Origin of the sequence: Bradyrhizobium sp. 186 (genome assembly GCF_023101685.1) — a bacterium.
Classification (GTDB): domain Bacteria; phylum Pseudomonadota; class Alphaproteobacteria; order Rhizobiales; family Xanthobacteraceae; genus Bradyrhizobium.
This window is the reverse complement of sequence record NZ_CP082164.1, coordinates 5,311,758-5,325,639: the sequence shown is the minus strand read 5'-3', so window position 1 is coordinate 5,325,639 and position 13,882 is coordinate 5,311,758. Positions and strand designations below refer to the sequence as shown.

11 protein-coding genes and 1 tRNA gene are annotated in these 13,882 nt (G+C 65.6%); all 12 read left to right on the top strand.

Annotated features, from left to right (window positions below; genetic code table 11):
* The first annotated feature begins 90 nt into the window (after positions 1-90).
* The gene (locus tag IVB18_RS25510) at positions 91-2,124 is read left to right on the top strand and encodes an NAD(+) synthase (RefSeq protein WP_247983188.1); all 2,034 of its coding nucleotides are present in this window, start codon (positions 91-93) and stop codon (positions 2,122-2,124) included.
* Positions 2,125-2,138: 14 nt separating this feature from the next.
* Entirely contained in the window at positions 2,139-2,525 is a 387-nt protein-coding gene (locus IVB18_RS25505) for a GrlR family regulatory protein (protein WP_247983187.1), read from the top strand.
* Between the two features lie 109 nt (positions 2,526-2,634).
* Positions 2,635-3,903, top strand: a complete 1,269-nt coding sequence (locus IVB18_RS25500) for a DUF1236 domain-containing protein (RefSeq protein WP_247983186.1) — start codon at positions 2,635-2,637, stop codon at positions 3,901-3,903.
* 454 nt (positions 3,904-4,357) lie between these two features.
* Positions 4,358-5,173, top strand: coding sequence for a sugar phosphate isomerase/epimerase family protein (locus IVB18_RS25495; RefSeq protein WP_247983185.1), 816 nt, complete (start codon positions 4,358-4,360; stop codon positions 5,171-5,173).
* A gap of 30 nt (positions 5,174-5,203) precedes the next feature.
* Entirely contained in the window at positions 5,204-6,841 is a 1,638-nt protein-coding gene (locus IVB18_RS25490) for an ABC transporter substrate-binding protein (protein ID WP_247983184.1), read from the top strand.
* Between the two features lies 1 nt (position 6,842).
* Positions 6,843-7,826 (top strand): ABC transporter ATP-binding protein, encoded by a 984-nt coding sequence (locus tag IVB18_RS25485; RefSeq protein ID WP_247983183.1) that lies wholly within the window; start codon positions 6,843-6,845, stop codon positions 7,824-7,826.
* The gene (locus tag IVB18_RS25480) at positions 7,823-8,815 is read left to right on the top strand and encodes an oligopeptide/dipeptide ABC transporter ATP-binding protein (protein WP_247983182.1); all 993 of its coding nucleotides are present in this window, start codon (positions 7,823-7,825) and stop codon (positions 8,813-8,815) included. The genes IVB18_RS25485 and IVB18_RS25480 overlap by 4 nt, the downstream gene beginning before the upstream one ends.
* Positions 8,815-9,744: an ABC transporter permease gene (locus IVB18_RS25475; RefSeq protein ID WP_247983181.1), complete on the top strand. Its 930-nt coding sequence runs from the start codon at positions 8,815-8,817 to the stop codon at positions 9,742-9,744. The genes IVB18_RS25480 and IVB18_RS25475 overlap by 1 nt, the downstream gene beginning before the upstream one ends.
* A complete protein-coding gene (locus tag IVB18_RS25470; protein WP_247983180.1) occupies positions 9,741-10,601 on the top strand; it encodes an ABC transporter permease in 861 nt (286 codons plus the stop codon). The genes IVB18_RS25475 and IVB18_RS25470 overlap by 4 nt, the downstream gene beginning before the upstream one ends.
* A 237-nt stretch (positions 10,602-10,838) precedes the next feature.
* On the top strand, positions 10,839-12,689 hold the full coding sequence (gene ilvD / locus IVB18_RS25465) for a dihydroxy-acid dehydratase (RefSeq protein ID WP_247983179.1): 1,851 nt from the start codon (positions 10,839-10,841) through the stop codon (positions 12,687-12,689).
* Between the two features lie 247 nt (positions 12,690-12,936).
* Entirely contained in the window at positions 12,937-13,326 is a 390-nt protein-coding gene (locus IVB18_RS25460) for a hypothetical protein (protein ID WP_247991731.1), read from the top strand.
* Positions 13,327-13,539: 213 nt separating this feature from the next.
* Positions 13,540-13,629, top strand: a tRNA-Ser gene (locus IVB18_RS25455).
* Positions 13,630-13,882: the final 253 nt, after the last annotated feature.

Below are 13,882 nucleotides of genomic sequence, written 5' to 3'. Positions count from 1 at the left end.
GGGCGACGTCGATGGGTTAAATAGAGTCCAGAGCTGGCGGGGGCCGGATAACGGCGGCCGGTCGCGACGAGATTAAGGGTACTGCGCTCGATGAGTTTTCACTCGATCTATGCCCACGGATTTGCGCGCGTGGCGGCCTGCGTCACCACCTCCCATGTGGCCGATCCCTCGGCCAATGCGAAGGAGGTTCTGGTGGCCGCGAAGGACTGCCACAAGCAGTCGGCAGCGGTTGCCGTGTTTCCCGAGCTGTGCCTGTCCGGCTACGCGATCGAAGACCTCGTGAAGCAGGATCCGCTGCTCGACGCGGTCGAGCGCGGGCTTGCCGCGATCGTCGAGGCCTCCGCGACGCTGATGACCGTGCTCATCGTCGGCGCGCCGCTGCGCCATGGGGCCCGCATCTACAATTGCGCCGTCGTCATTCACCGCGGCAGCATCTTGGGCGTCGTGCCCAAGACCTACCTGCCGACCTATCGCGAGTTCTACGAGGGACGGCATTTCGCATCAGGCGCCGGGATCGTCGGAGAGGCCATCGCGATCGGTGCGTTGCGCGCACCATTCGGCGTCGATCTCCTGTTTGCGGCAGAGGACGTCCCGGGCCTGACCATCGGCGTCGAGATCTGCGAGGACATGTGGATCCCGGTGACGCCGGCCTCGGAGCTCGCGCTGGCGGGCGCGAGTGTGCTGATCAACCTCTCGGGCAGCCCGATCACGATCGGCCGGGCACGCTCGCGCGCGCTGCTGTGCCAATCGACGTCGACGCGCTGCCTCGCGGCTTACGTCTATTCCGCGGCTGGAGCAGGGGAATCGACCACCGATCTTGCCTGGGACGGCCAGACCTCGATCTACGAAAACGGTGTGCTGCTGGCCGAGGGCGAACGGTTCCGGCAGCGCGGCCAGATCACGCTCGCCGACGTCGATCTCGATCTGCTGCGGCAGGAACGCGCGCTGATGGGAACGTTCGACGACAACCGTCGCCAGCGAGAGGGCTTCTTCCGCAACGTCGCCTTCGCCGTGAAGCCGCCGGCCGCCGACATCGGGTTCCTGCGCAAGATCGAACGTTTTCCGTTCGTGCCGAGCGACGAAAGCCTGCTCGAGCAGGATTGCTACGAAGCCTACAATATCCAGGTCGCCGGCCTAGTGCAGCGCCTGCGTGCCACCGGCACCAAGCGCGTCGTGATCGGCGTATCGGGCGGGCTCGATTCCACCCATGCGCTGATCGTCGCCGCCAAGGCGGTCGACCTGCTCGGCCTGCCGCGCGAAAATATCCTTGCCTACACCATGCCGGGCTTTGCCACTGGCAGCGAGAGCAAGACCAATGCGTTCGCGCTGATGAAGTCGTTGCAGACGACCTGGCAGGAACTCGATATCCGCACCACGGCCACGCAGATGCTGAAGGACATCGGTCATCCCTTCGGCAAGGGCGATAAGGTCTACGACATTACCTTCGAGAACGTACAGGCGGGCCTCCGTACGGATTACCTGTTCCGGCTCGCCAATCATCATGGCGGCATCGTCATCGGAACCGGCGATCTCTCGGAGCTGGCGCTCGGCTGGTGCACGTATGGCGTCGGCGACCAGATGGCGCACTACAATGTCAACGCCGGCGTGCCGAAGACGCTGATCCAGCATCTGATCCGCTGGGTGATCGCCTCGAAGCAGTTCAGCGACGACGTCAACAGGACGCTTGCGTCGATCCTGTCGGCCGAAATCTCGCCCGAGTTGGTCCCGGTCAAGCCCGGTGAGAAGCCGCAGAGTACGGAAGCTTCGATCGGGCCCTACGAACTCCAGGATTTCAACCTGTTCTACACCCTGCGGTTCGGCATGCGACCATCGAAGATCGCCTTTATGGCGCTCCAGGCCTGGAAGGACGTCGCCAAGGGTGAATGGCCGCCAGCGTTTCCGAGCGACCGCCGCAAGGCCTACGATCTTCCTGAGATCCGCCGCTGGCTGGAGGTGTTCCTGCGCCGCTTCTTTGCTTTCAGCCAGTTCAAGCGCTCGGCGATGCCGAACGGGCCGAAGGTTTCGGCCGGCGGCTCGTTGTCGCCGCGCGGCGACTGGCGCGCGCCGTCCGATTCGAGCGCAGCGGCATGGCTCGAGGATCTGGAACGGAACGTGCCGGTTTGAGCGGGAGATGAGCTATGTCGGCCGGCGATGGCCCCGAGCAGGGCGGCGACCAGAACAAGGTCCTCAACGGCCTCTACATCTTTGAGATTGAGATGCGCGACGGCAAGCGCGGCCAGGCCAAAGGTGTCGTCGTGCTCTGCGAAGGCCGCATCATGGGCGGCGATAGTTATTTTTACTACACCGGCAGCTACACCTTCCGGAACGGCAAATGGCGCGGCGAGATGACCGTCAATCAGCACACCGAGGCCGTCGGCAAGACACTCGCGTTCGGCGGCAGGGAGGTGACCTGCGGTTTCTCGGGCGACTACTCCGCCGATAGCGCCGAGGTTGAAGGCATGGCGCTGGTCGGCAAGACCAGCGTGACATTCACGGCGCGGCTCACGCTGAAGGACGCGATGTGAGCACGACCTGATCTGGCGCGCCCGGTGAGGCGCACAGCCGCCGTTCCCCTCAGGAACCTTCACGCCAACGCGACGTTCGCGTCTGTTGGCAAATTATGAGGAGAGGGACATGCGCAAGCACTTAATGTTGTCGACTGCTGCCGTCGGGCTGATGCTCGCATCGGGCTTTGCCTACGCTCAGGCGCCCGGCGAGCGGAGAGACGAACCGAAACGAACCGAGGAACCGGCGAAAGGCGCCGCGCAGCAACACGATCGTGGATCGGCTCAGGAACGGGCTCAAGAACGCGGTCCGGAACGCGCGCAAGGCGGCCGGGATAGAATGCAGGGGCCCGGGCGGGAGGAGAAGGGCAGCCCCAATCGCCAGGCCAACGAAGAGAAGAACCGACCTGCGGCGGCTGCCGAGCGCAATCAACCAAACGCGAAAGAGCAGGCGCAAGAATCCCGCGAGCCGGCGCGAGATCGCAACCGTGAGGCGGAGAGCGCCAAGCAACGTCGCGAGAGTGGCAAGAGCAACGCAGAGACGAAGCAGGATAAGTCCGGCCCGCAGAAGTCAACGGCTGAGTCCGAAAAATCCAGGACCGGTCCGGCTGGCCAGCAGAATGACCGCGCCGGCACGGCGGCCAGCCAGAACGAGCGCAACCAGAACCAGCCACCGCGCAATGCGGCCGAGCAGCAAGCTCCTACGCAACAGGGCAACCGCCCGGCAACGGCAACCGACACGAGCCGGACGCCACCGTCCAACGCACAAAGCGCCCCGTCTCAAACCGGCACGCAGACCAATCAAGCCAATCAAACAACCCAAACCAAGACGCAGGTCAATCAGCAGACCCGCGTGACCTCCGAGAAGCAGGTGCGCATCTCCGAAACGCTGAGCCGCGCGCGCTTGGCGGAGCCGGAGCGCAATTTGAACATCTCGATCCGGGTTGGCGAGACGATTCCCCCACGTCTGCGCCTTCATCGTCTCCCGCCGGAAATCGTATCGATCGAGCCAGAATATCGGGACTACGAATATTTCGCGACGGATGAGGATGTCGTCATCGTGGAGCCGCGCACGCATCGCATCGTCAGCCAGGTGCCACGCGATCCTTCTCGAGCCCGCGCGCAAATGAGTGGCGGTACCTCATCGAGCATGGCCGCAGCCGGCGGCAGCGACGTGAATTGCCGGATCATGCGGCGCGATGCCTCCGGCAACGTCGCGGAAGCGGAACCGTCGACGGTCGGCTCAACCGCCCGCACGGATTCGTTGAGCGTGACTGTTCAGTTGCCCGGCGGCGGTTCCTCCGCGCCGATCGCGCTCGGGGCTGGTGCTGGCGATATCGTGGTCGCCACGCAGGGGCAGGGCGATTGCACCGTCACGATCGAGCCGCAGACGCGGTGAGCGCCCGAGCCAACAGGACAGCACACGAGAACGCGCCGCCAAGCTGGAGAGCCGGGCGGCGCGAAATCGCGTTCAATGTAGAAAGTGCGAGGTCCGGAGTGCCTAGGAGTCCGGACCTCTCACCTTGCCCCAGCCTTTGATCCCCCGCCCCATGTAGTCCCCCAACCCCATGTAGCGCGATCAGAGGATGATGCCCTTGGAAGGCCGCCGATCGATGCGCGCGATGTACGCGACATCAGGATAGGATTCCATTCCGGATCACTACGGACACGAGTGTGCTCAGCGCGCGTGCGCTCGTCTTCATCGAGAGCGTGATCGTCGCTGCCTGAAATCAATGCAGGCGCTCCTGGGATATCCACATCTCCTCGGCGTTCCGGAACCTGCATTTCACGGGCCTGTCATTGAAGTGGTTTAGCGCTGCCCTCGTCATCACCGACGGCCAAGGGAGCAAGCCATGTCGAAGCCAGTGCTGGGCGCCGCGTTATCAATCAAATCGATTCCCGCGCACCGCGACTGGCTTCTCGAGCGTCAGCGGGATCTCGAAATCCAGGACTTCTTTCGCGCGGACCTGCTCGACGGCGACTGGCGAAGCGCAGCCGGCGATATCAAGCAGATGCTTTCGGGCCATACCGGCCGGCTCGGCATTCACGGCCCGTTCTGGGGCTTCAAGATCGACAGCCATGATCCGATGATCCGCCAGGCGGTGACGAAGCGGCTGCTCCAGGGGTTAGATGCCGCCGAGTTCCTCGGCGCGACGCAGATGGTGATCCATTCGCCGTTCACGACCTGGGATCGCAACAATCTCGATCTCTACCCCGAGAATCGCGGCAATCTGGTCGAGCGGGTACGAGCGACGCTCGCCGAGGTGATTGCACGCGCAGAGACGATCGGCTGCGAAATCGTCATCGAGAACATCGAGGACAAGGATCCGCGCGACCGCGTGCATCTGGCCAAGGCGCTCGAGAGCGCCAGGGTGCGCGTCTCGCTCGATACGGGGCATGCCAATTACGCGCATATGTCGACCGGCGCGCCGCCCGTCGACTATTACGTCGATGCCGCCGGCAACATGTTGACGCATGTCCATCTCCAGGACTCCGACGGCTTTGCCGACCGGCACTGGGCGCCGGGCGAGGGCAACATCCGCTGGGCGGCCGTGTTCCGCGCGCTCGGGCGGCTGACCTCCAACCCGCGACTGATCCTCGAACTGCGCAACCACGACGACGTCCGCGCCGGCGCCGCACATCTCGTCGCGCTCGGGCTCGCCGAATAGCCGACATCACAGAGGGCAGGGATTATCGTCATGAGCAAACTCACCCGTCGTACCATCCTGAAATCCGGCGGCGCTGCCGCAAGCACGCTCCTCCTGCCGCGCCTTGCGATCGCGCAGGGCGACAATCGTCCGTCCGTGACGATCGCGGTGCAGAAAGTGACGAATTCGAACGTGCTCGACGTGCTGCGCGAGCAGTCCAATGTCGGCGAGCGCGTGTTCTTCTCCTCGATCTGGGAAGGCCTGATTTCCAAGAACTGGCGCGGCAGCCTCGAGGCCGTGCCGGGGCTCGCCACCGAATGGCGCCGCATCGACGACCAGACCGTCGAGGTGAAGCTGCGCCAGGGCGTGAAATTCCACAATGGCGACGAGCTGACGGCGGCGGACGTCGTCTTCACCTTCAGCCGGGAGCGCATGTTCGGCGAGACCGAGGCCAAGAGCCGCTCCACCATTCAGGCGTTCGAGAAGATCCCGACACCGCGCCCGGGCAAGGAGCTGCCGCCGGACGTGCCGGCCGTCGCGCGCCGCATCTGGCCGGATCTCGTGCGCGTCGACGCCGTCGACAAGTACACCGTGCGCTTCTACAACGCGACGCCAGACGTCACGATCGAAGGCCGGCTGTCGCGTTACGGCTCCGACATCGCAAATCGCCGGGCCTGGGACGAATCCGCGAACTATCTCGACTGGGCGCGCAAGCCGATCACGACCGGCCCGTACAAGGTCGTCGAGCTCAAGCCTGATGTGTCGTTGACGCTGGAGGCGCATGACGAATATTGGGGCGGCCGGCCGCCGCTCAAGCGCATCCGCTTCCTCGAAGTGCCGGAGGTCGCGAGCCGCATTAACGGCCTGCTCTCGGGCGAATACCAGTTCGCCTGCGACATCCCGCCGGACCAGATCGCCGGCATCGAGAAGAACGCTGCGTTCGAAGTGCAGGGCGGCACCATCCTCAATCACCGCCTGACCGTGTTCGACAAGAACCATGCCCAGCTTGCCAATCCGCTGGTGCGGCGCGCCTTCACCCACGCGATCGACCGCCAGGCGATCGTCGACAGCCTGTGGGCCGGCCGCACCCGCGTGCCGAAGGGCCTCCAGTGGGAATTTTATGGCGACATGTTCAACGCTGACTGGAGCGTGCCGGCATATGACCCGAAGCTCGCGCAGGATCTGTTGAAGCAGGCCAACTACAAGGGCGACCCGATTCCGTATCGCCTGCTCAACAATTACTACACCAACCAGGTCGCGACCGCGCAGGTGCTGGTCGAGATGTGGAAGTCGGTCGGTCTCAACGTCCAGATCGAGACCAAGGAGAACTGGTCGCAGATCATGGAGCGCGCGCCGACCCGCGCGGTGCGCGACTCGTCGAACTCGGCGGCCTTCAACGATCCCGTGTCGTCGCTGGTGGCCCAGCACGGCCCGAACGGCCAGCAGCAGCAGATCGGCGAATGGACCAATGTCGAGCTGAACACGCTCTCGGAATTCCTGGAAACCTCGACCGATCGCGCAGCGCGCAAGAAGGCGTTCCGCCGCATGCTGGAGATCGCCGAGCGCGAGGACCCCGCCTACACGGTGCTGCACCAGAACGCGACCTTCACGGCCAAGCCGAAGTCGATCAAGTGGAAGGCGTCCCCGGCCTTCGCAATGGATTTCCGTACCGGCAATTTCGAGGCCTGACGTGTCGCCGCTGGTCAGCATCCAGGGCCTAAGCGTCGCCTTCAACGGCGTGCAGGTGCTGCGCGGCGTCGATCTCAGCTTGCGCAGGGGCGAGGCCTTGGGCCTCGTCGGCGAGTCCGGCTCCGGCAAGTCGGTCACCTGGCTTGCGGCACTGGGCCTCTTGCCGCGGAATGCCCGCGTCTCGGGCTCGGTGCGGCTCGACGGGCGCGAGATCCTCGGCGCGCCTGCTGCGCTACTCGACCAGGTGCGGGGCGGGCGCGTCGCCATGATCTTCCAGGACCCCTCGAGCGCGCTCAATCCGGTGCTGACTATCCGCAAGCAGCTTTGCGAGGCCCTGGCGCTGCATCGCGGTCTCTCGGGTGAGGCGGTGAAGGCGGAAGCGCGGCGGCTGCTCGATCTCGTCGGCATTCCCGATGCGGCAAGGCGGCTATCGGCCTATCCGCACGAATTTTCCGGCGGACAGGTCCAGCGCATCATGATCGCGATGGCGCTGGCCGGAAATCCCGATCTGCTGGTGGCAGACGAGCCGACCACGGCGCTGGACGCGACCATTCAGGCGCAGATCCTGGAGCTGCTCTCCTCAGTCCGGCGCGAGATGGGCATGGCGATGGTGCTGATCAGCCACGATCTCGGCGTCGTCGCCGAAAACTGCGACCGCGTCGCGGTGATGTATGCCGGCCGCATCGTCGAGCAGGCGCCGGCCAGCCAGCTCTTCGCCGATCCCGTCCATCCCTACGCACAGGGCCTGATCGGCGCGTTGCCGCCGCTCGACGGACCGCGCCGGCGCCTCACCGCTATTCCGGGGACGGTGCCCGATCCCGCGATGATGCCGACCGGCTGCGCCTTCGCGCCGCGCTGTGTGTTGGCGACCGAGCCGTGCGGTCTAGCTGCACCGAGCCTCGCGCCGATCGCGGACGATCGCGCGGTCGCCTGCATCCGTGCCGAGGCTTCGCGCCGCGCGCTGCTCGGGGTCGCCGCCGAATGAGCACGCCGCTCGTCGAGGTGTCCGCGATCGCGCGCAGCTACAGCATGCGTTCCGGAATGTTCGGCCGAAGCACGGCCGTCCGTGCGGTCGATAGCGTATCGCTTGCCATCCCCAAGGGCGAAACGCTGGGCCTCGTGGGCGAGTCCGGTTCAGGCAAATCCACCACGGGCCGTATCGTGCTCGGATTGGAGCCGCCCGATCGCGGCGATGTGCGGTTCGACGGCAGACCGATGGCGGTGCCGGGAACGGCAGAGTGGCGCAGGCAACGCGCGCGCATGCAGATGATCTTTCAGGACCCGCTGGGCGCGCTGGACCGGCGTTTGCCAGTTGCTGCACAGATCCGCGAGCCCCTGGACATTCACAGTCTCGGCACACCCAGCGAACGCGACGAGCGGGTGCGCGAATTGTTGCGCGCGGTCGAGCTGACGCCGGCGCATGGCGCGCGCTATCCGGGTGCGCTCTCGGGAGGACAGCGCCAGCGCGTCGTGCTGGCGCGGGCGCTGGCGACGAAGCCCGACTTCCTGGTGTGTGACGAGCCGGTCAGCGCGCTCGATGTCTCGATTCAGGCGCAGGTGGTGAATCTGCTCGCCGATCTCCAGGCCCAGCTCGCGCTGACGCTGCTGTTCATCAGCCACGATCTGCGTGTCGTCAGACAGATCAGCAATGTGGTCGCCGTGATGTACCTTGGCCGCATCGTCGAAGTCGGCAGTGCCGACGATCTGTTCGCGCGGCCGGAGCATCCCTATACGCAGGCACTGGTCTCGGCATCGCCGGCGCCGGGCCGCCGCAGCGCGGGCCGCATCGTGCTATCAGGTGATCCGCCGAACCCGGCTGCGCGCCCGCAAGGCTGCGCCTTCCATCCGCGCTGCCCGCGCGCGATCGCGCGTTGCGCGACCGAGACACCAGTCCTCTCAGCCGTCGGTGGGGACCGGCAGGTCGCCTGCCATCTCGTGTCGGGCCCTCGGGCCGAGACGCAGGACGCAGCCTGATGGGACGCTATTTCGCCATCCGGATCGGGCGCGCGACGCTGACGATCGTTCTCGTCGTCACCTTCGCTTTTGTCGTGCTGCGTCTGTCAGGCGATCCCGCGCTGATGATCCTGGGACCGGAGGCTCCGCCCGAGGTCCTCGCGGCGTTCCGCAAGGCCTGGGGCCTCGATGATCCTATCTGGATGCAATATCTCGATTACTTCGGCGCCATCGCCAAGGGCGAGCTCGGCCGCTCCATGCGTGATGGAAGGCCCGCGATCGAGCTCGTGCTGGAGCGGATCCCGGCGACGCTGGCGCTGACGCTGCCGGCCTTCGCATTCAAGATCGCTCTCGGCATTCCAGCCGGCATCTACGCCGCGCTGCATCGGGGATCGGCGATCGACCGCGCCGTGATGATGACGGCGGTCGCCGGCTTTACCGTGCCGAGCTTCGTGCTGGCGCTGCTGCTCGTGCTCGTCTTCGCCGTGCAGCTCGGCTGGCTGCCCTCGGGCGGGCAGGACAGTTGGCGCCACGCCATCCTGCCGATCGCGACGCTGAGCCTCGGCGGTGCGGCCGTGCTGGCGCGCTTCACGCGCAGTGCGATGTTGGAAGTGCTGGGCCAGCCCTATATCCGCACGGCGTCGGCGAAAGGCGTGCCCTGGCACAGGGTCGTGACGTCCCACGCGCTGCCGAACGCGGCGATCCCGACCGTCACGATCCTGGGCTTCATGGTGGGCACGCTGATCGCAGGCGCGGTCGTGGTCGAGAGCGTGTTTTCGTGGCCCGGGGTAGGGCGCCTGCTCGTCGTTGCCGTCGCCAACCGCGACCTCGCCGTCGTGCAGTGCATCCTCCTACTGGTCGCGCTGACCATGGTCACGTCCAATTTGATCGTCGACTTCCTCTATGGCTTCCTCGACCCGCGGCTGCGCGCCAAAGGAGCGCATGCATGACCGACGCGACGCTGAAGGATACCGCCGTCCGCCGCCGCATCGGCCTTCCGGCGATCCCGGTGTCGGTCGCGCTCGCGGCCGGCTGGATTGTCGTGATGCTGGTGATCGCGGCCTTCGCGGACAAGCTTGCGCCCTATGGCTACACCCAGCTCGACCTGCGCAACCGCCTCGCTGCGCCCGGCAATGTCGCGCACTGGCTCGGCACCGACGAGCTCGGCCGCGACGTGCTGTCGCGGCTGCTCGTCTCGATCCGCATCTCGCTCCTGATCGCCTTCGGCGCGACGGCGATATCGGCGATCGTCGGCACCACGCTCGGCTTCCTCGCCGCGCATTTTCGCGGGGCCGTCGAGCAATTCGTGCTGATGCTGACCGATTTTCAGGCCAGCATGCCGTTCCTGATCATGGCGCTCGCGGTGCTCGCATTCTTCGGCAATTCGCTGCCGCTCCTGATCGGCCTGATGGGATTTTTTGGCTGGGAGCGCTACGCCCGCATCGCGCGCGGTCTTGCCGTCTCCGCCAATGCGCAAGGCTACGCGGCCGCGGTTCGCCAGCTCGGCGCAGGGCCGGCGCGGATTTATCTGCGGCACATCCTGCCCAACATCGCTTCGACCCTGATTGTATCGACGACGCTGGTCTTCCCCGAGGTGATCCTGATGGAGTCCGGCCTGTCCTTCCTCGGTCTCGGCGTGCAGCCGCCGATGACCAGCCTCGGCAACATGGTCGGCTACGGCCGCGAGTACCTGACCCGGGCGCCCTGGATCATGCTGGCGCCGGCGGCCACGATCGTCGTGACCACGCTGGCCGTCTCCGTGATCGGCGACTGGCTGCGCGACCGGCTCGATCCGACTCTCCAATAGAGCATGATCCGGAAAAGTGTGGAGCGGTTTTCCGGAAAGATCATGCTCGAACAATAACCTAAAGCGCTTCGCGCTTTAGCCCGCGCCGGGAGCAGGGGAGGCCTGCGAAAGGCTTATCCGGTCCCGTCAGCGCCAAGTTCCCGTTGCGCGCGCCCACCCCGTGCGCTATCCGGCCGGAAAGGCCTGAGGCGGCTCCACATTTCCCGCCCGGCTGACCCAACCAGGACGGAAACCGCCATGCCAGCCTATCGCTCCCGCACCACCACCCACGGCCGCAACATGGCGGGCGCCCGCGGCCTCTGGCGCGCGACGGGCATGAAGGATGCCGATTTCGGCAAGCCGATCATCGCGGTCGTCAACTCCTTCACCCAGTTCGTGCCCGGCCACGTCCATCTGAAGGACCTCGGCCAGCTTGTGGCCCGCGAGATCGAGCAGGCCGGCGGCGTGGCGAAAGAGTTCAACACCATCGCGGTCGACGACGGCATCGCCATGGGCCATGACGGCATGCTCTACAGCCTGCCGTCGCGCGAGCTGATCGCCGACAGCGTCGAATACATGGCCAACGCCCATTGCGCCGACGGTCTCGTCTGCATCTCCAATTGCGACAAGATCACGCCCGGCATGCTGATGGCGGCGCTGCGGCTCAACATCCCCGCCGTGTTCATCTCGGGCGGGCCGATGGAGGCCGGCAAGGTCAAGCTCCAGGGCAAGACCAAGGCCGTCGACCTCATCGATGCCATGGTTGCAGCCGCCGACTCCAAGGTCAGCGACGAGGACGTCAAGGTGATCGAGCGCTCGGCGTGCCCGACCTGCGGCTCCTGTTCGGGCATGTTCACGGCGAATTCGATGAACTGCCTGACCGAAGCACTCGGCCTCGCGCTGCCCGGCAACGGCACGGTGGTGGCAACGCATGCCGACCGCAAGCGATTGTTCGTCGAGGCCGGCCACACCATCGTCGATCTGGTGCGGCGCTATTACGAGCAGGACGACGCCTCCGTGCTGCCGCGTAATGTCGCCAACTTCAAGGCGTTCGAGAACGCGATGACGCTGGACATCGCGATGGGCGGCTCGACCAACACCGTGCTGCATCTGCTCGCGGCGGCCCATGAAGGGCAGATCGAGTTTACCATGCGCGACATCGACCGGCTGTCGCGCCGCGTGCCCGTGCTGTGCAAGGTCGCGCCGTCGGTCGCCGACGTGCACGTCGAGGACGTGCATCGCGCCGGCGGCATCATGGGCATTCTGGGCGAGCTCGATCGCGCCGGGCTGATCGACACCTCGGTCTCGACGGTGCATGCGCCGACGATGAGCGACGCGCTGGAGCGCTGGGACGTCAAGCGTTCGAAGAGCGAAGCGGTGCGTACCTTTTTCCGCGCCTCGCCGGGCGGCATCCCGACGCAGGTCGCCTTCAGCCAGGAGCGCCGTTACGACGAGCTCGATACCGATCGCGAGAAGGGTGTCGTCCGCAACCTCGAGCACGCCTTCAGCAAGGACGGCGGCCTCGCCGTGCTCTACGGCAACCTGGCGCAGGACGGCTGCATCGTGAAGACCGCCGGCGTCGACGCCTCGATCCTGAAATTCGCAGGCCCAGCCCGCGTGTTCGAGAGCCAGGACGCGGCCGTGGAAGGCATTTTGGACGGCAAGGTCGTCGCCGGCGAAATCGTAGTCATCATTTACGAAGGTCCGCGCGGTGGCCCCGGCATGCAGGAGATGCTCTATCCGACGAGCTATCTGAAATCGATGGGCCTGGGTAAGGCCTGCGCGCTCGTCACCGACGGACGTTTCTCCGGCGGCTCGTCAGGCCTCTCGATCGGGCATCTGTCGCCGGAAGCGGCCGAGGGCGGCAACATCGGTCTCGTGCGCGACGGCGATCGCATCGCGATCGACATCCCGAGCCGCAGTATCAGCCTGGAGGTCTCCGACGACGAGCTTGCCAAGCGCCGCGCGGCGGAAGAGGCGAAGGGCGATGCGGCCTGGCAGGCGCAGAACCGCAAGCGCAACGTCTCGACCGCGCTTCAGGCCTATGCTGCGCTCACCACCAGCGCCGCGCGTGGTGCGGTGCGCGAGGTCAAGCGGCGCACGAACTGAGCGCGTTGCGTGCAGGCGTGATCGCGACTGTCGCGGTCACGCCTCGTGGATGGTCAACGAGTCCTTACCGATCGGCAAAAATCGGCCGTTCGCATTAAGGATGCCCCAACGAAGTTCGGCAGCCCTGGATTTCGCGGCGTACACTGCCGCGACCTTCTGATCCAAATCCATTTCGGGCAACTGGGGCGCCACCACAATGTCTCGTACTCTTGCTGTCGTTTTCTCAACGGTCGTCGCCGCGATTTCGATGACGGGCGCGGCTTCCGCCGGCTGCTACAATTGCTACACGCCGCCGCCGTGCACGACCTGCTATCAGCAGCAATACGTGCAGCCGCAATACCGCGCCGTCGACGAGACCGTGATGGTTTCGCCCGGCGCTACGGTCGCGCACCGCACGCCGGCGCAGTACCGCACCGTGATGGTCCCGCAGACCGTGATGGTCGCGCCGCCGGGCGTCCAATACGAGCGCATCCCGCCGCAATACGCCACGCGCCAGCGCGTCGAGATGGTCTCGCCCGGCTATTCCTATTACGCCCCGGTGGCGACAGGCTGCGCGTCCTGCGGCCACGGAGCCGGCGCAGTGACGAGAGAATTCACGCGGCGCTCCTCACGGGCGCCGCGTTTTCTTTTTGCTTGACGCAAACGAGGCCCGGACATGGAGGGGGACTCCAACCGGGCCTCGCAACCGGCGACGCCCTGGGAGGTGTCGACGGTCCTGCCGAAGCTAGAGGACCACCCTGACGCTCGCCTGACAGACCGTTTCCCCGGAAAGAGTGCAGGCCGCGCGAGTCCGCCAACTTCGCGTTGCCTTGGGCGGTCGTCTGCGTTAAGCGACAGCAATTCTCTGCTTGGAAGGGTGGCCGAGTGGTTTAAGGCACCGGTCTTGAAAACCGGCGTGCCCGCAAGGGTACCGTGGGTTCGAATCCCACCCCTTCCGCCACCTGCTAATCCATCAGTGTCTATACACGTCTATCCAAGATACCTAAACCGTTGAGACATAACGCGAATTTGCACTTTTGTGTCGTTCAATGTGTTCGCGTGTCAACCGGCATCTACGGTGCCGGCGTGGGTTGGGGCGTGGGTTTAGGCGGACATTTTTGGAGAATGGCAGATGGGGAATCTAACAGCGGTGCGGGTGAAACATGCGAAACCCGGAGACAAGCTCGCCGATGGCGATGGGCTGACACTCGACG